This is a genomic window from Paenarthrobacter aromaticivorans (assembly GCF_019038615.1).
GTDB lineage: Bacteria > Actinomycetota > Actinomycetes > Actinomycetales > Micrococcaceae > Arthrobacter > Arthrobacter aromaticivorans.
The window spans coordinates 243,301-259,760 of record NZ_JAHOPC010000004.1 but is presented as its reverse complement, the minus strand read 5'-3'; the positions used below and the strand labels follow the sequence as shown (position 1 = coordinate 259,760).

The 16,460-nt window shown below is 62.0% G+C and carries 16 protein-coding genes; 15 read left to right on the top strand and 1 reads right to left on the bottom strand.

The annotated features are described in order from the left end of the window. Window positions 1-88 precede the first annotated feature (88 nt). The 13 genes from KSW38_RS09725 (at window position 89) to KSW38_RS09665 (ending at window position 13,099) form a co-directional block, all read left to right on the top strand. Complete coding sequence (locus KSW38_RS09725; protein WP_216924619.1) at window positions 89-763, top strand: haloacid dehalogenase type II; 675 nt, start codon at window positions 89-91, stop codon at window positions 761-763. Between the two features lie 36 nt (window positions 764-799). After that, window positions 800-1,849 carry a phosphotransferase gene (locus KSW38_RS09720; RefSeq protein ID WP_216924617.1) on the top strand — a complete coding sequence of 350 codons (1,050 nt, stop codon included), beginning with the start codon at window positions 800-802 and terminating at the stop codon, window positions 1,847-1,849. 29 nt (window positions 1,850-1,878) lie between these two features. After that, window positions 1,879-3,240, top strand: coding sequence for an aspartate aminotransferase family protein (locus KSW38_RS09715; protein ID WP_216924615.1), 1,362 nt, complete (start codon window positions 1,879-1,881; stop codon window positions 3,238-3,240). A gap of 116 nt (window positions 3,241-3,356) precedes the next feature. Next, on the top strand, window positions 3,357-4,283 hold the full coding sequence (locus KSW38_RS09710) for an ABC transporter substrate-binding protein (RefSeq protein ID WP_216924614.1): 927 nt from the start codon (window positions 3,357-3,359) through the stop codon (window positions 4,281-4,283). Between the two features lie 53 nt (window positions 4,284-4,336). Beyond that, window positions 4,337-5,428: an ROK family transcriptional regulator gene (locus KSW38_RS09705; RefSeq protein WP_216924613.1), complete on the top strand. Its 1,092-nt coding sequence runs from the start codon at window positions 4,337-4,339 to the stop codon at window positions 5,426-5,428. Window positions 5,429-5,595: 167 nt separating this feature from the next. After that, on the top strand, window positions 5,596-6,285 hold the full coding sequence (locus KSW38_RS09700; protein WP_216924611.1) for a haloacid dehalogenase type II: 690 nt from the start codon (window positions 5,596-5,598) through the stop codon (window positions 6,283-6,285). Between the two features lie 17 nt (window positions 6,286-6,302). Continuing rightward, entirely contained in the window at window positions 6,303-6,773 is a 471-nt protein-coding gene (locus KSW38_RS09695) for a RidA family protein (protein ID WP_216924609.1), read from the top strand. A 40-nt stretch (window positions 6,774-6,813) separates the two neighbouring features. Next, entirely contained in the window at window positions 6,814-7,920 is a 1,107-nt protein-coding gene (locus KSW38_RS09690; protein ID WP_216924607.1) for an alanine racemase, read from the top strand. A 69-nt stretch (window positions 7,921-7,989) separates the two neighbouring features. Next, entirely contained in the window at window positions 7,990-8,724 is a 735-nt protein-coding gene (locus KSW38_RS09685) for an SDR family NAD(P)-dependent oxidoreductase (protein ID WP_216924605.1), read from the top strand. A gap of 52 nt (window positions 8,725-8,776) precedes the next feature. Next, entirely contained in the window at window positions 8,777-10,183 is a 1,407-nt protein-coding gene (locus KSW38_RS09680) for an NAD(P)/FAD-dependent oxidoreductase (RefSeq protein ID WP_254186283.1), read from the top strand. Between the two features lie 47 nt (window positions 10,184-10,230). Beyond that, window positions 10,231-11,142 (top strand): ABC transporter substrate-binding protein, encoded by a 912-nt coding sequence (locus KSW38_RS09675; RefSeq protein ID WP_216924603.1) that lies wholly within the window; start codon window positions 10,231-10,233, stop codon window positions 11,140-11,142. A gap of 109 nt (window positions 11,143-11,251) precedes the next feature. Continuing rightward, complete coding sequence (locus tag KSW38_RS09670; RefSeq protein WP_216924601.1) at window positions 11,252-12,385, top strand: FAD-dependent oxidoreductase; 1,134 nt, start codon at window positions 11,252-11,254, stop codon at window positions 12,383-12,385. 36 nt (window positions 12,386-12,421) lie between these two features. Then, window positions 12,422-13,099 (top strand): GntR family transcriptional regulator, encoded by a 678-nt coding sequence (locus KSW38_RS09665; protein WP_216924599.1) that lies wholly within the window; start codon window positions 12,422-12,424, stop codon window positions 13,097-13,099. 34 nt (window positions 13,100-13,133) lie between these two features. On the opposite strand, the gene KSW38_RS09660 is transcribed toward KSW38_RS09665, so the two are convergent. Next, entirely contained in the window at window positions 13,134-13,334 is a 201-nt protein-coding gene (locus KSW38_RS09660; protein ID WP_216924597.1) for a hypothetical protein, read from the bottom strand. A gap of 198 nt (window positions 13,335-13,532) precedes the next feature. Between KSW38_RS09660 and KSW38_RS09655 the strand changes: the two genes are divergently transcribed. Both KSW38_RS09655 and KSW38_RS09650 read left to right on the top strand, forming a co-directional pair. Then, complete coding sequence (locus KSW38_RS09655) at window positions 13,533-16,106, top strand: CHAT domain-containing protein (protein ID WP_216924595.1); 2,574 nt, start codon at window positions 13,533-13,535, stop codon at window positions 16,104-16,106. Next, on the top strand, window positions 16,103-16,444 hold the full coding sequence (locus KSW38_RS09650; RefSeq protein ID WP_216924593.1) for a CU044_2847 family protein: 342 nt from the start codon (window positions 16,103-16,105) through the stop codon (window positions 16,442-16,444). Before KSW38_RS09655 ends, KSW38_RS09650 begins: the two co-directional genes overlap by 4 nt. Window positions 16,445-16,460: the final 16 nt, after the last annotated feature.

The window sequence follows — 16,460 nt, the reverse complement described above, 5'->3', positions numbered from 1 at the left end:
AAATACCCCACTCGCTCGCATCGGGACGCCTACCGCGAAGAAACGAGCGAGGCCCCCTCTCCTACCACCTCCACTGAAGGGACCCATCATGGCTACTACCGACTCCCGCCCGAAGTACATCTCCTTTGACATCTACGGCACACTGATCAACTGGGATACTGACTCCACTACCCGGCGCTTGCTCGCGGGCCGTTTGCCTGAAGAGCAGTGGCCCGCGTTCAAGAAGGTGTTCCGCGGCTACCGCTTCGACGAAGTCCTTGGCGACTACAAGCCGTACGAGCAAATCCTGCAGAATTCCTTTGACCGGGTCTGCAAGTTCTTTGGCATTGGGCCAACCCCTGGCGCAGGGGCAGAGTTCGCTGACGCTGTCCGCGGCTTTGGTGCCCACGACGACGTGCCGGCGCCGCTGAAGCTCATGGGCGACAACTACAAGCTGGTGGCCCTGTCCAACGCCGACGACAGCTTCCTGGAGATCAGCATCCCCAAACTCGGTGCTGACTTCCACGCCGTGCTGACCGCCGAACAGGCACAGGCCTACAAGCCCCGCTACCAAGCCTTCGAGTACATGCTCGACACCCTGAACGCCAAGCCGGAAGACTTCCTGCACATCGCCTCGCACACCCGGTACGACATGCACCCGATGCACGACATGGGCTTCCGTAACCTCTGGGTTCTGGACCGCGGCTACGACCCCATCACTGGCGGCTACGACTACAACAGCGTTAAGTCCCTGGACGAGATCAACAAGCACCTCGGCCTCTAAACCGGTTTGCTGGCTCTCCGTCGATGAAAGGCTGAAATGAGCGATTCTGCTTTTATCCAAGCAGTGGCATCAGAGAGTGGACTCCTGGCGGAGCATCCGCAGCTCGCTGACCCCGCCGTTTTGGAGCTGCTTGAACAGTTCTACGGCCTGAAGGGAACGCTGGTCCGGATTCCCACCGAGAAGGACGAGACATTCCGGCTCCGGGATGGGGACGAAACGTATCTGGTGAAGATTTCAGCCCCGGATGAGGATCCAGTGATCGTCCACCTTCAAACGGCTTGCATGGAGCATTTGGAACGGGCTGCCCCTGAACTTCCAGTCCAGCGTCTTGTCAGGAGCCTTGGCGGAGAGCCGCAAATCCTCATTCCGGCCCCTGCGGGAGCCTTTGATCGGGTACTGCGGGTGATGCGGTTCCTGCCTGGTGACTTGCTGGCCAATCAAGACGCGTCGGCTGGCCAGCTTCGATTGGTGGGCTCAAGCCTGGCCCGCCTGGGGATTGCTTTGCAGGATTTCGATCATCCCCGCGCCAACCGTTTGCTCCTCTGGGACCTTAAGCACTTCCACCGGATGCGGCCCTTGCTTGAATACGTGGAGGACCAGGAAAAACGATCCCTCGCGGAGGATATTTTCGATCAGTTCGACGAAAAAGTGGTTCCGCTCCTCAGCACCCTGACCTCCCAGGTTGTCCACGGGGATTTCAGTCCGTTCAATGTCCTGGTCAACCCCAGCACGCCCGACTACGTGACCGGGATTATCGACTTCGGGGACGTCGTGCGAACCCCCCTAATCTTCGACATCAGCGTCACCATGGCCAACCTGCTGGGGGCCGACCCGGCCAGCCCCTGGGAGCACGCACTCCACGTCATGAACGGTTATCGAAGCATCCACCCCTTGCCGGGGCAGGAGTTGGAGGCCCTGATCGTCTCTGCCCAGGCTCGCCTGCTGCTGCGGGCCCTGATAACCCAGTGGCGCGCAAGCCAGCTGCCGCAAAGGCGCGACTATCTCCTCTCCCATTCAAAACCCGATTGGGACCGGCTCGCCTCCACCGCCGCGGCGCCAGCACCCGAACTTTCCTTCACACCATGAACCCCACCGCCGAGCCCCCAGGAGAAACCATGGACCTCTCTTCCCAAATAATCCGCAAACCGTCCAAGGCCATGGTTAACGGCTTCGATCCCAGCCGCTTGGACGAGCTCCCGGACCAGATGCAAAAGAGCATTCGACGCCGGGACAAGAGCCTGGGGCCCAGTTACAGGCTCTTTTACGACGAGCCGCTGGAAATCGTTCGCGGCAAGGGCGTCACGTTGTTTGACCGGGACGGCAATGAATATCTCGACGTCTACAACAACGTTCCCTCTGTCGGTCACGGCCACCCGCGTGTCATTGAAGCTGTACACCGGCAGATGCAGACGCTGAACACGAACACCCGCTACGTCCAGGAGTCCATCCTGGATTACTCGGAGCAGCTCCTTTCAACGTTCCCCGCCGAACTCGGCCATGTCATGTTCACGTGCACCGGTTCAGAAGCCAATGACCTCGCGATGCGCGTCGCAAAATATGTGACCGGACAGCAGGGCATCATCGTCACGGCCGGCGCGTACCACGGCCTTACTGCCGAGGTCTCGTCGTTCTCACCTTCCTTGGGCAAGGGTGTGCCGCTGGGTGCGAACGTGCGGGTTATCGACGCCCCTGACGCCCTGCGCTATTCATCAGATCAAGCCCCGCTGCAGGATCACCTGCGGGCCCAGGTGCGTGCAGCCATTGCTGACCTGCACCGGCACGGTATCGGAGTGGCCGCTTTCATCGCCGATAGCATCTTCTCCTCCGACGGTGTCTTCGCTGGCCCGTCAGGCTTCCTCCGCCCCATCATCGAAGAGATCCATGCCGTGGGTGGCCTGTACATCGCAGACGAAGTACAGCCGGGATTCGGCCGGACGGGTGAGGAATGGTGGGGCTTCCAGCGCCACGGAATCGTCCCCGACATCGTGACCATCGGCAAACCCATGGGTAACGGCATTCCCGTAGCTGCAGCAATCTTCAAGCCCGAATTGCTGCAGGAGTTCGGGAAGAACATCCGCTACTTCAACACCTTCGGCGGAAATTCAGTAGCCATAGCGGCAGCCCAGGCCGTTCTGGACGTCATCCGGGAGGAATCACTCATAGAGAACGCTTTGAAAGTTGGCGGAAAGATCCTCACCGGCCTGAAGGACCTCACCCGGAATCTCGACCAGGTGGCAGAAGTACGCGGTAGCGGCTTGTTCATCGGCGTCGACCTCGTGACCGATCGGTCCACCCTCACTCCAAACGGGGACGCCGCCGCCAGCATAGTCAATGCCCTCCGGCAGGACCGGATCCTGATCTCGGCTTGCGGCGCGCAGGGCAACGTCCTGAAAATCCGTCCGCCAATGCCCTTTTCCAGTGACGACGCCGATCGCCTGCTTGAAGGAATGGGCCGTGCCCTCAAGGCACTGCGCTAAGGCGCAACAACAAACAGGCCGGCCTGGCGCCGGCACCAAATGCTTGGGGATTGTGCCTTCCACTGTGAAAGCACTCTGTGTATTACACCAGCCGAAATCACTTGAAGGGTTGCACCATGAAGACGACACACAAGATCCAAACAGCCGCTGCGGGGCTCGCTGTACTGTTGGCCCTGACTGCATGCGGTGGTGCCGCAACAGGGACTGAAGCGACGGAGATTCCGAAGACACAGAACACCCGTGACATATCAGAGGGTGTCCAACCGGACGCCGCGGCGGTGGCGTTGCTGCCGAAGGCCATCAAGGACAAGGGCGAGCTGACGGTCGCGATGGACCTCAGCTCCCCGCCGATGACGTTCCTCGCCGAGGACAACACAACGCCCATTGGCGTAAACCCGGACCTTGCCCGTTTGGTAGCAAAGAAGCTGGGCCTGAAGCTGAAGTTCGAGAACACGGCGTTCGACACAATCATTCCCGGCATCGACGGCGGCCGCTACGACTTCACCGCCACCACCATGTCCGCTACAGCCGAGCGGCTGAAGGTGTTGGACATGATCAACTACCTCAAGGGAGGCTCGGCCGTAGCCGTAGCGAATGGCAACCCGCTCAACCTGACCAATGACACGCTCTGCGGCAAGAACGTTGGTGTGACAAAGGGCTCAACACAGCAACTGAAGCACCTGCCCAATGTCTCGGAGTGGACCTGCACTTCCCAGGGCAAGCCGGCCATCAACGCCATCACCCTGCCCAACGTCCAGGAAGCCCTGACACAACTGGACTCCAAGCGGATCGACGCTGTCTTTTACGATGCCAGTGCCCTGGCCTGGGCCAACGACCAGCAGCCCAACCACTTCACCACCTTGCAGCCGCGCATGGATACCCGCACTGACACCAATGTCGCCATGGGCCTGAAGAAGGGGTCACCCCTGACCCCGGCACTCCAGAAAGCAATCCAGTCGGTTCTGGAATCCCCGGAATACAAGAAGTCCCTGGACTACTGGGGCCTGGGAGAATCAGCTATTACTGAGGCCAAGATCCGCTAGAACCCGCCCGGTCACGTCCTGGCCTCGCTCTGATACCTCATTAAGGTTGTGCTATGCGTACCAACCCCACCGCACGCGACTACACCAAGGCTTCGGTTCTTGATGCTCTCCTTTCAGAGGCACCCTTGACCCGTACCAGGCTCATCGAATTGACGCGATTGAGCCAGGCCACGGTATCCCGGAAGGTGGATGAGCTTCGTTACGACGGTTTCGTCGTCGAACAGGGAGTCAATGCGGTCGCACGCCGCGGCCGGCCCTCCACCTATCTGGATGTGCCAGGTACGGCGGGGCATGTTGTGGGCATCTCGTTCGGGGCGCGGACCACATGCGTCCTGGTGACGGACCTGCGGGGCCGCGAGGTCAGGCACGTGATTGTTCCCAGCCGGGAGGGCGGCGATATGGAAGCCACTTCCGAGTGGTTGCTGGACTTGGTAGTGGACACCAGCAAGTCCGCCGAGGGGCCACTTCGCCAAATCGTCGCCGCCCTCCCTGGACGCGTCCGGACGGAAACGGCCCTTCTTCAAAAGACGATCGAAGATCGATTGAATGCTCCCCTGCTGCTGGAGAGCGATGCCAGTGCGTCGCTCCGGGGGATTCTGGAGGAAGACGCGACCATAGGAAATGCTGTTCTCTTCATGCTGAGTACGGAGCTGAGCTTCGCCAGTTGCACTGATCATGAAATCGCAAAGGGCCGAACTTCGGCTTTTGGCCACCTTGGTGAGGTTCTGTTCTCCGGTGTTGGCAACGAGACACTCGAGGGACTGTTAAGCACCAAGGGATTCGTCCAATTCGCCAGGGGACGGGGACTGGACCTGGACGACATCCAGGCGCTCTGGTCCCAACCGAAGGATGCGGCGTCCCGTGCGGAAGTGATGGAGGCATTTACGACGGCGGTGGTCGCCGCCGTCGGCGCCGTTGCCGTGACGCTTGACCCCGAGTCTGTATATTTCGTGGGCCGCCTGAGTCCGCTCGTGGACGAAGTCCTTCCCGAGGCACGCAGGCGGCTGGCACAAAGCCTTCCGGTAGTCCCCGGTATCACCGTGGTGCCGCAAGTCGTCGGACTATCGGTGGCCCAAGGAGCGGCATATGCAGGACTGGCGTTGGTACAGTCCCGGCTGCGGGACTCCATGCTTGAGGCCCAGTAGCAACCATGTAATGAACCCGGGCTGTCCTGGATAGCTTTTTGCTTCGGGGCAACAAAACCGTTGACAATCTACAACCGAGACGAGTATTGTCGACAATCGACGGTACTTCACAAGGCGCTCTCGTCGACAATCGACGAGAGCAATCAAAATCAAAACTGGAGGAAAAAATGGCATTCGACATCAAGCCGAAGTTCGCAACATTCGACATGAACGGAACACTCATCAAGTTCGCTATCGCCGACGCGACCCGTGCGGTCCTGGGCGAACGCCTGCCGGCGGAGCTCGCCGATGAATACCTGCAGGCCACCAAGGCATACCGGATCGATGAGTGCATGGGCGATTACAAGCCCTTCCACCAAATCATCGCCAACTCCATGGAACGCGCCTCACGCAGGCTCGGCCTTGAGTACCGCGAGGCCGACGCAAGGGCGGTTTACGAAATTGTCCCCACGTGGGGCCCCTACCCAGGTGTGACCGAGGCCCTGAACCGCCTCGCCGAGGCAGTCCCCCTGGTCATCATTACCAACAGCGACACGGTGCACGCTGAGCGACTTTCGGAAAACCTCCAAGCTCCGTTTGCAACCGTCATCAGCGCCGAGCAGATGGGCATGTACAAGCCCCGGCTCGGAGCCTTTGAGTACATGTTCGACAAACTTGGCGTCACGCCCGACGAGGTTGTCCACGTCTCTGCGAGCCCGATGTACGACCACCGGTCCGCAGCCACCATGGGCATCAAGAACAAGGTGTATGTGGACCGTGGCTTCGAGCATGACGAGCACTGGCTCGGCTACGAGCGGATCACCGACATCGCCGAGCTCCCCGTACTCTTCGGCCTGCCCCGTCCCGCTGCTTCCTAAGAAAGACCCGATTACAGATGAGCGTCACTATGGCGGGCTCGGCTTTGGATCGGCTCCGGGCCCTTGGCCTGGAGCTTCCAACCCTCGCTGACAGCCCTTATTACGTGGACCACCGCGAGGTGGGTTCCAGTATCCACATCGCCGGCCAACTACCTTACAAGGACGGTGTGCTGCTGGGCCAAGGCATCGTGGGGCGGGACGTGGGGCTGGAGACAGCGCGGGAGTTGGCCCGCCATGCCGCGCTCAACTGCCTCGCCGCGGCTGTGCAGGCGGTGGGAGACCTGGACCGGGTCCGGATCGTGCAGATGCTGGTGTTCGTGGCCAGTACACCGGATTTCGGTCTGCAATCTCGGGTCGCCAACGCGGCCAGCGAATTGCTCATCGAGGTGTTGGGGGAGAACGGACGGCACGCCCGCACCGCAATCGGCGTCGCCGGGCTGCCGGCCAACACTCCTGTAGAGATCCAGATGATCTGCACAGCCGCTTAGCCGCGGACATGTTGGCGGCAAAATTCATGAGGAGAACAGCGTGAACCGTATCCAAGGAGCACTCAACGCTCTGGTCGAGCGGGTCGACACCCCTGCGCCGATCGTGCTGGCAGACGTTATGCAGGACAACATCGATCGCATGCAGGGCTTCGCCGACCGCCAGGGACTCAATGTCAGACCGCATGTAAAAACGCACAAATGCGTCGAAATCGGCCGTCGACAGGTCAAGGCCGGAGCTGTGGGAATCACGGCCGGCAATGTGGGTGAGGCCGAGGTCTTCGCCGCAGCGGGCTTCGACGATATCTTCATCGCCTACCCAATCTGGCCTTCGGGAACGAAAGGCCTGCGCATCCGCAAACTTGCCGTAACCACCCGACTACGCGTCGGCGTCGACAATTTCGCGGCGATCGATGCCCTCGCTGATGCGATGGGATCTGAGGCCGAACGGCTGCAGGTTGTCATCGAGGTGGACTGCGGTGCGCGGCGTTCCGGCGCACCACCCGAGTTCGCCGGCGAACTCGCCGCGGCCGCCCGCCGGCGGGGGCTGGTGCCGGTGGGTGTCTTCACCTATCCAGGTCATGGAAGTGCCAGCCCGGACTCCCGCCAGCGAGCCGCGATGGACCAGGAAGCCGCCCTCACCACAGCGGTGCGGAGCTTCAGCGCGGCGGGCATCAGCGCAGACGTCGTCAGCGCGGGCTCAACACCCACCGTTGAGTACTCCACGGGCAACGTGATCACCGAAATCAGGCCAGGCGAATACGTGTTCAATGACTTGAACAACGCGCGGCTCGGGGCATGCACGGAAGATCAGATTGCCCTGTTCGTCGCCGGCACGGTGGTCAGCGACTGGGTTCCCGATCAGGTCATTCTCGATGTGGGCACCAAAGCTCTCAGCCGGGAGGGCAACCCGCAGATCGGCTATGGCGCCGTCCCCGGCACGTCGGCGGTTCTGTCCAAGCTCAACGAATACCACGGGTTCCTTCCCCTCCCGGCCGGCGATTTCCAGCCGGGCGTTGGCACGGTGCTCCCGATCGTGCCGAATCACGTCTGCCCGGTGGTGGTCAATTTCGAGGAGTACATCGTCACTGACAGCACGGGAACATCGCTGGAACGGTGGCGGGTGGATGCCCGCGGATTCCTCAGCTGATTCGTGGGGGCCGTACCCGCCGACCCCCAGCCCGCAACCAAGCAACTTACCGTAGAAGGACTGACCACCATGAGACTTGATAAGACCACTGCTGTCATAACCGGCGCCAGCAGCGGAATCGGGGAAGCAGTGAGTTCCCACTTCCGCCGCGAAGGCGCCCGGCTGCTGCTCACTGGCCGCAGGGAGCAGCTCGATAGCGCCCAGCCCGACGACGTGTACCTCCCCGGAGATCTAAATGACGAGGCATTCGTCGAAAGCCTCGCCCGTCAGGCTGCCGAAGCGTTCGGCACCGTGGACGTCGTCGTCCTTAACCATGGCCTGCAGGTAAGCGGCCCGCTGACGGAGATGGCGTATGAAGATGCCAAAAACGTGCTCCACAGCAACCTCCTCAGCGCTTTCCTGATGATGAAGCATTTTGCACCGTTGATGCCTGCTACGGGCGGCTCGTTCGTCTTGGTCGGTTCACGGCTGGGCATGGTTGGCAAGCCCGATGAAGTCCTTTACTCCGCGGCCAAGGGCGGCCTCATCATGCTCGCCAAAGGAGCCGCAATCGAGTGGGCCTCACGCAACATCCGCGTCAACGTCGTCGCACCGGGGCTGACCGTCACCCCGGTCATAGAGGCATCGTTCCAGCGCCGGCCCGATCCCCAGGCGTACCGGGCAGAACGCGAGGGCCAGATCCCACTCCGGCGCCTGGCAACTCCCGAAGAAATTGCCGACGCCATACTTTTCATGGCGTCTCCGGAATCGTCCTACATCACAGGCGCCGTACTGCCCGTCGACGGCGGCTACACCGCTTTCTAAACAGCACACCGCCTTCCACTGGCTCACCAACTCCCCACAAAGTAGGACAAAGATGAAAGCCCTCACAGCAACACCCCGAAACGGAGACCTCGGCTTCTGGATGGCCGGACTCGCGGAAAACCGGCCAACGTACCCGCGTTTCGCAGGCGAGGGGACCGTGGACCTGGCAATCATTGGCGGTGGGTACACAGGCCTCTGGGCTGCCTACTTCGCCAAGAAGCTCGAGCCCTCACTGTCGGTGGCGGTTTTTGAGGCAGAACAGATCGGCTACGGAGCCTCCGGGCGAAACGGCGGCTGGCTGTCCGCCATGGTTCCCGGCAACCGGGCAACATTTGCCCGCGTATCCGAAGGCGGGCTGGACGCAAGCAGGGCCTTCCAGCAGGAGTTCATTGCCGGCGTCGACTCTGTCCTTGGCATTCTCCAGGCCGAGGGCATCGATGCGGACCAGCACAAGGGCGGCGCGCTGGTCGCCGCCCATACCAAGGCAGGGCTGGGAAGACTGGTCACCAGGCGCGACGCCGACCTGAAGTATGGCGTGACTGAACACGAGGTCCATCTGCTGGACCGGGACGAGTTCCAAAGCCGCGTCAACATCTCCACCGTCCACGGAGGGCTCTTCTACAAGCACTGTGCCCGGATCCAGCCGGCCAAACTTGTCCACGGCCTCGCGGACACCCTGACGGCCATGGGGGTGAACATCTACGAACGCAGCCGGGTAGGCAGCATCGATGGCTCCACCGTCACACTCGACCATGGGCGGGTGACCGCAACCAAGACCTTCATCTGCACCGAAGGGTATTCGGGACAGCTGCTTGGCAAACGAACGCTGATACCGATCAACTCCTCAATGATTGTCACCAAACCGCTCTCTGAGGACGCATGGCAACAGATTGGATGGAACGGGCTGGAGTGCCTCAACGACTCCGCGCACACGTTCATCTACTCCCAACGCACAGCTGATGGCCGCATCGCCATTGGTGGTCGGGGACGGCCCTACCGCTACGGCTCCGGCACCGGAGGCGCCGGCGCTACTGCCCAGTCAACGATCGATCTGATCTCTACCAAACTCCGTTCCTTCTTCCCTGGGATCCAGTTCGAAGTGGACCACGCCTGGTCCGGAGTCCTGGGCGTCACCCGTGACTGGAACGGGGGCGTCAATTGGGACCAGGCATCCGGAATCGGATCGTCCACCGGCTATGCCGGACACGGTGTTACAGCCGCCTACGTGGGCGGGCGAACGCTCGCGGAACTGGCCTTCGAACGGGAAACGGAACGGACCACGCTCCCCTGGGTTGGCTACCGTGCACGGAAATGGGAACCGGAACCCATTCGCTGGTTGGGTGTTCACGGCATGTACCGGCTTTTCGGTCTTGCTGATCAATGGGAAGAGCGCAAGGATTCAACCAAGACGTCCCTCCTGGCCAGATTCGGCAGCAGGCTCGCCGGACTGCACGAATAGGGCACCATGCAAAAACCTTCATTTGAAACGCCCGCGGGAGGTACACCGTGAAGACCAAAAACAAGATCCAGGCTGTAGCCGCTGGGTTTGCAATGCTGCTGGCCCTCACCGGCTGTGGCGGGACAACAAGCACCGCCCCAACAGATCCGAAAACGGCCGACATCTCCGAGGGCGTCCAGCCTGACGAAAAGGCCGTGAGCCTGTTGCCAGCTTCCTACAAGGACAAGGGCGAACTGACAGTCGCGATGGACCTGCACTACCCGCCGACGACGTTCCTCGCTGAAGACAACTCGACGCCGATCGGCCTGAACCCGGACATCGCCCGCCTCGTGGCAAAGAAGCTCGGCCTGAAGCTGAAGTTCGAAAACACCGTCTTCGACACGATCATTCCTGGCATTGACGGGGGCCGCTACGACTTCACCGCCACCACCATGTCCAAGACCGATGAGCGGCTCAAGGTCCTGGACATGATCGACTACTTCAAGGCCGGCAACTCAGTGGCCGTGGCCGCGGGTAATCCTTTGAAGCTCACCAACGAAACCCTGTGCGGCAAGAACATCGCCGTCACAGCCGGCTCCACAGGTCAACTCAAGCGCCTCCCTGCCCTTTCGGAGCAGACCTGCACCTCCAAGGGACAGCCCGCGATCAATGCCGTGACCCTGCCCAACGTCCAGGAGGCCCTGACACAGTTGGCGTCCAAGCGGGTCGACGGCATCCTCTATGACACAACCTCCCTCGCCTGGGCCGAGAAGCAGCAGCCCAAATCGTTCACCATCCTGACTCCGCAGGTCAACGTTGGCTCCAGCGACCTCACCGCTATCGGCCTGAAGAAGGGCTCTCCCCTGACCCCCGCCCTCCAGGCCGCCACCCAGTCCGTCCTGAACAGCCCGGAGTACAAGAAGTCCCTCTCGAATTGGGGCCTCGAATCCGGTGCCATCACCGATGCCAAGCTCAACTAGGAGACGTTCTCCCCTCATGCAAACCCTTAATCACAGAAGCATGGGCTTTGTCCGCGAAACAGCCGACAGCCTGCTGTTCATGAATGCAGATTCCGAGGTGCTCTGAGCCATGGACGGAAAACTGGCCGTCATCGGCCTGGGCAGCATCGGAAGCATGGCACTCTGGCAGGCCTCGCGTCTTTCCGATTCCGTGGTCGGTTTCGAAGCACACACCCCGGCCCATGGACGCAGCGCCGTAGGCGGGGACACCCGGCTGTTCCGCATGATCTACCGCGGCAGCCCCGCGCAATATCCCATCCTGGAGCGCTCACGGGATCTCTGGGCGGAACTCGAGGCAGAAACGGGACAGGACATCCTCACCCGCTGTGGCGGACTCTCCATGGGCACCACCGATGGGCCATACCTCCGCAGCATTCTCGAGACTGCCCGGATCAATGGGGCTGCCCACCAGATCCTGAGCCGTGAGGAAATGGCCGAACGTTACCCTCAGCACAACCTCCGTGCTGACGACTCCGCAGTGTTCGACCCCAACGCCGGTGTCCTGCGGACTGACCGGGCAGTAACGGCAGGCATTGCCGCTGCACAAGCCAACGGGGCAACGGTCCTTGGTAACACTCCTGTTACCAGCATCCGGGAAACCAACGACGGCGTTGTCGTCAGCTCCGGCGACACCTCCTGGACCTTCGAGAACGTCATCGTCGCCTCAGGGGGTTGGTCCCGGCGGCTCATGCCTGATTACCTGAAGCCACACACCGAAACACGCAGGGTTTTCCTGAGCTGGTTCGTTGCCCGCGACGCAGCGCAGTTCACCCCGGAGAAGTTCCCCACATTCAACCGGATGTACGAGGACCGCTCCATGTACGGAGCACCCGCCGTGGACGGCGTTACAGTCAAAGCCACCCTGGACGGCCGGGGCACGGTGACAACGGACCCCGATGCTTTCCCCAGGGAACTCTCAGCAGCCGAAATTGCCGACACTTTGGGAACCGTCACCGAATTCCTGCCCGGCCTGGTTCCCAGCATCGTCCGCTCGGACGCCTTCCCGGATCTCTACACCGAGGACCGCAATCCGCTGTTGGGCTGGTTCGGCGGGTCCAGCAGGATCTACTGCGCCACAGGCTTCTCCGGAGGCGGATTCAAAAATGCCACTGGCTTTGGTCACATCGCCGCGTACGAGGCGCTCGGCAAACAGTCGCTCGACGGGCTGGAATTCGTTCGCCCCGAACGGTTCAGGACGAGCTAGCCCGGTATAATCGACAATCGACAAGGGAGGCGGAACATGGACCGCAAGTTCACCTGGCAGGAACAGCGGATGACGACGCCGGATGGTGTCTACCGCGTACTCCGCACCGCCATCCTTAACGGAACTGTGCCTCCCGGGGAACAACTGCGCGAGACACATATCGCCGCCGACCTCGGTATCAGCCGATCCCCGCTACGTGAGGCGCTGACAAAGCTCGAGGAAGAAGGGCTAGTGGTAAAGGTCCCCTTCCGGGGATCCTTCGTCGTAGAAGTCAGCGCCCGTGACGTCGCAGAAATCGCGTCGGTCCGCGTACTCGTCGAGCCCTATGCTGCCGAGCTCTCAGCCCCCACGCTGCGGGGTCCCGAGCGGCTCCGTCTCAAGCAGACCATCGAGGAACTGTACCGGGCCACCGACACCAATGACATCCCAGCCAGCATTGACGCCCACCTTCGTTTCCACAGGCTCTTCTACGAATTTTCGGGGAACACCGCCCTGCACAACATGTGGAACGGGTGGGAGAACAAGTTGCGTCTCTACCTGGCGGTCGATCACCGTACCTATAGCGACCTGCACGAGATCGCTGTTGAGCACGAGAAATTGGCTGAGCTAGCTCTGGCCGGAGACTTCGATGCCTTCCGCCAGGAAATGGTCAGTCAATTCCAGAATGCTCTCCACGAAGAACCTTTACAGCAGAAAAGCCCACAGCAGACGTAAATCGGCTTTCCGCGAGGCTGGCTCGGGCCCTGCCTTAGTCCACGAACTCCGACTGCGTCTCAATGAAGTCCCAATCCTGCACCGTCAGCACTCCACTGACTTTGTCTGGATGAGGGCCCCCAGCCTCGGCAATGTGCTGCAGGACCTGTAACGGAAGGTCCTCGGCACGCAGGTTTTCGCGTAGCCACTCCTTGCTGTCCATGTGCAAGTCCAGCCACCACATGAAGATTTCCATCGCAGACCACCTCTCCTCGGATTAACCGTAGGCCGGGGCCGGGTCGTCTACAAGGGCTGCCCCTCTGCAGATGTGGCTCCACGAGCGCAGGGCTATCAGGGTCTTGTGGGGAGCCCGGCTGAGGGCCAATCTGTACGTAGGGATATCCGGCGTGCTCTTGACCCAGAGTCCGGATGCCCCTCGCACAAGGGATCCGCGATGGACTGTGACATCGAGCTGGAGATCGATACCGGCTCTGCACGCGGCGAATACACGGTGCACGTGGTCCGTGCTCCGGCGGGAGGCCACGCTTCGGGGATGTTCACCTTGGACGTTGACGGCATCCTGGACCGGCTGCCCCAACTTGAAGCGACCGTTCTTGCCTCCGCGGTCGCGGCCCGCCGCACCATGCCCGTGGCCGAGATGGCAGTCCGCGAAGTTGGCCAGCAGTTGTTCCAGGCCTTGTTCACCCGCGAGGTCTACGGCACGTACCGGGCCAGCCTGGGCGCGGCCCAACACGCAGGCCAGCAACTGCGGGTGGTCTTGCGCCTTGCCGCCCCGGAATTGGCTACCATGCCGTGGGAGACCCTCTTCGATCCCGAAACCGAGACGTACCTCTGCCAAACAGAACCCCTGTTGCGGCACATCCCTGCCCCCGACTACAACCAGAACCCGCTGGACGTGTCTCCTCCGCTGCGCATCCTCGGCATTGTTGCCTCACCTCGGGACCTCCCCACGCTGGACGTCGACGCCGAAAAGGACCACTTAAGTAGGGCGCTAGCGGGACCCGTTGCCGAGGGACGCGTGGAACTTGTCTGGTCCAGGAGCGGAACCTGGGATGACGTGCAATCCATGTTGCTTGCCGGTCCATGGCACGTAGTCCACTTTGTGGGCCACGGCGACTACGATTCCCGCACAGACGAAGGCAGGATCGCCCTCGTCGGGCCAGACGGCAGGGCAGCAATGGTCCGCGCCGTGCGGCTCATGGCATTGCTGAGTGTTGCCGCTCCACGTCCGCGGCTGGTTGTGCTGAACTCCTGTTCGTCCGGGGAGATGAGCCAATCCGACCTCTTCTCCGGCACTGCTTCCTCCCTGGTCAGGAGCGGGATTGGCGCTGTCGCCGCAATGCAATTCGCCATCAGTGACTCCGCTGCCATCGCCTTCGCCCACGGCTTCTACGCCGCGATCGCCAACGGCCGAACGGTGGACGAGGCAGCACGTGTCGGCCGGATCTCGGTCATGGCCAGCCCGGACGGAACACTCGAATGGGTCACCCCGGCCCTCTACGTCCGGGGCGGCTCCACTCAACTCTTTACGCTGCGCGGCACGCCACGCGCAGCGGCTTCGGAAGCACGTTCGACGTCGGCGCCCACCTCGGGCGGGCAAGCCGGCCAAGCTGCTGTCCCGACGTCGGCGCCCACCCCCGGCTGGCAAGCGTCAGTCCCGCTGCAGGCCCCAGGCTCCGGCACGGTAAGCTCCGGCACGGGGAGCTCCGGTACGAAAGACGACGCCACCGCGAAGTCGGCACAAACCAACGCCGACCAGGCCATGAAGCGAGCCCAATTGCGGGCTCTTTATGTCCAGGCGTCCGCGGAGTTAAGGGCACGGCGTTTCGAGCAAGCCGTTGAATTGTTCGATGACCTCCTGACGTTGGAGCCCGGCTACCGCGACGCCACGGCGCTAAGGGAGAGCGCACAGCACCGGCTGGACATGTCCCGCACATACCGTGAGGCACTCGCCGCTGAAGAGGCCGGAGATTGGCTGGCAGCGGCGGACGGCTTTGCCCTGGTTCAGGAAGATCGGGAGTTCCCCGAGGCAGCAAGCCGCCGTCAGGACTGCGAGCGCCGTCAACGTATCTCCGACCTCCAGGGCGAACTCCGCTACCACTCGTCTTTGGGCTCATGGGGAGCCGTGGTTGATGTTTCAGCCGAACTTGCGACGCTAGACCCGAACGCGGCCGACCCAGACGGACTTGCGAGCGCTGCAAGGGCTGAGATCGAGAAGGCGAAACAACCAGAACCGGAGCCTGCAAAGCAGCCTTCCCCCGACAGGGAGCCACAGGGCTCGTACACCACAGCGGACCTGCATCCGGAGCCCCGGCGGGCAACGGCAACCCCCGCAGCGCAGAGACCGGCAGCCACCCAGGTTCCTGCGTCGGGCACTCCATCCGCGAAACCGCCGCAACCAGCACTTGCCTGGACACCGCTCGCGTGGGGTGGCGCCGCGCTGGCACTGGCGGGGCTGCTGGGCACGTTCATTGTGGTGTTCTTCATGTGGTTCGACGAGAACTATTGGCAGGACAACGGCGGTGACATCGTGCTCCGGATCCTGTACGGCCTGCTGGCACCCCTCGGTTATCTGCTGCTTATGGTCGCCGGGCTGCCTGAGCGGACCCTGCAAGCGCGTCTTGCGATGACCGGCGTCGTGCTTTCCGCCGCGATCTTTGGGCTCGCGGGCTTGAACTACACGGTGGAAGTGACCGCCGTCGTGGCCAGTTTTATCCTTGCCGCCTTCGGACTTTGGGCGGGCATCCTGGCTCTGAAGGACCCGGCGAGGCGAACGTTTGCGTGGCTCCTCCTGCTGCCCACGGTGTTGCAACCGATCATCTGGATCCAAGGGAAAGGCGTGTTCATGGAGAGCTGGTACATGTCGCAGGCGCTGCCGTTGCTGCTGCATCTGATGCTTCTTTGCGCGGTGGGCGTGGTGTTCGTCGTGATGGCACGGCGGCTCCGCACCGTCCCTGCAGCGGGACCTGAAGCGGGGCCTGATGCTAACGCGGGAACCTCGCCATGAGCCGGCTGGTTGAGTTCACCACCGACGACGGCGGCACTGTGGTTGTGGAGGTCGCGAGCACAGCCGGGAGTATCGTGACCCGGGGTGGCGATCACGCAGGCGATTATTCCGGCGTCTTCGCGAGGGCCCAGCAGACTTTCCAGCGGGCCTTGGAGCATGTCCGGCCCGCAGTCCAGGGCGTGATCGATGAGCTGTTGAGCCTTGAGAACCGGCCCGACGAGGTCAGCGTGGAATTCGGCATAGACCTCCATGCCGAGGCCGGGGCTTTCATTGCATCGGCCAGCACTGCGTCCAACTTCAAGGTGCGGCTGACCTGGAACAAACCGAGCGAGCCCTGAAGGGCGCCAAACAGCC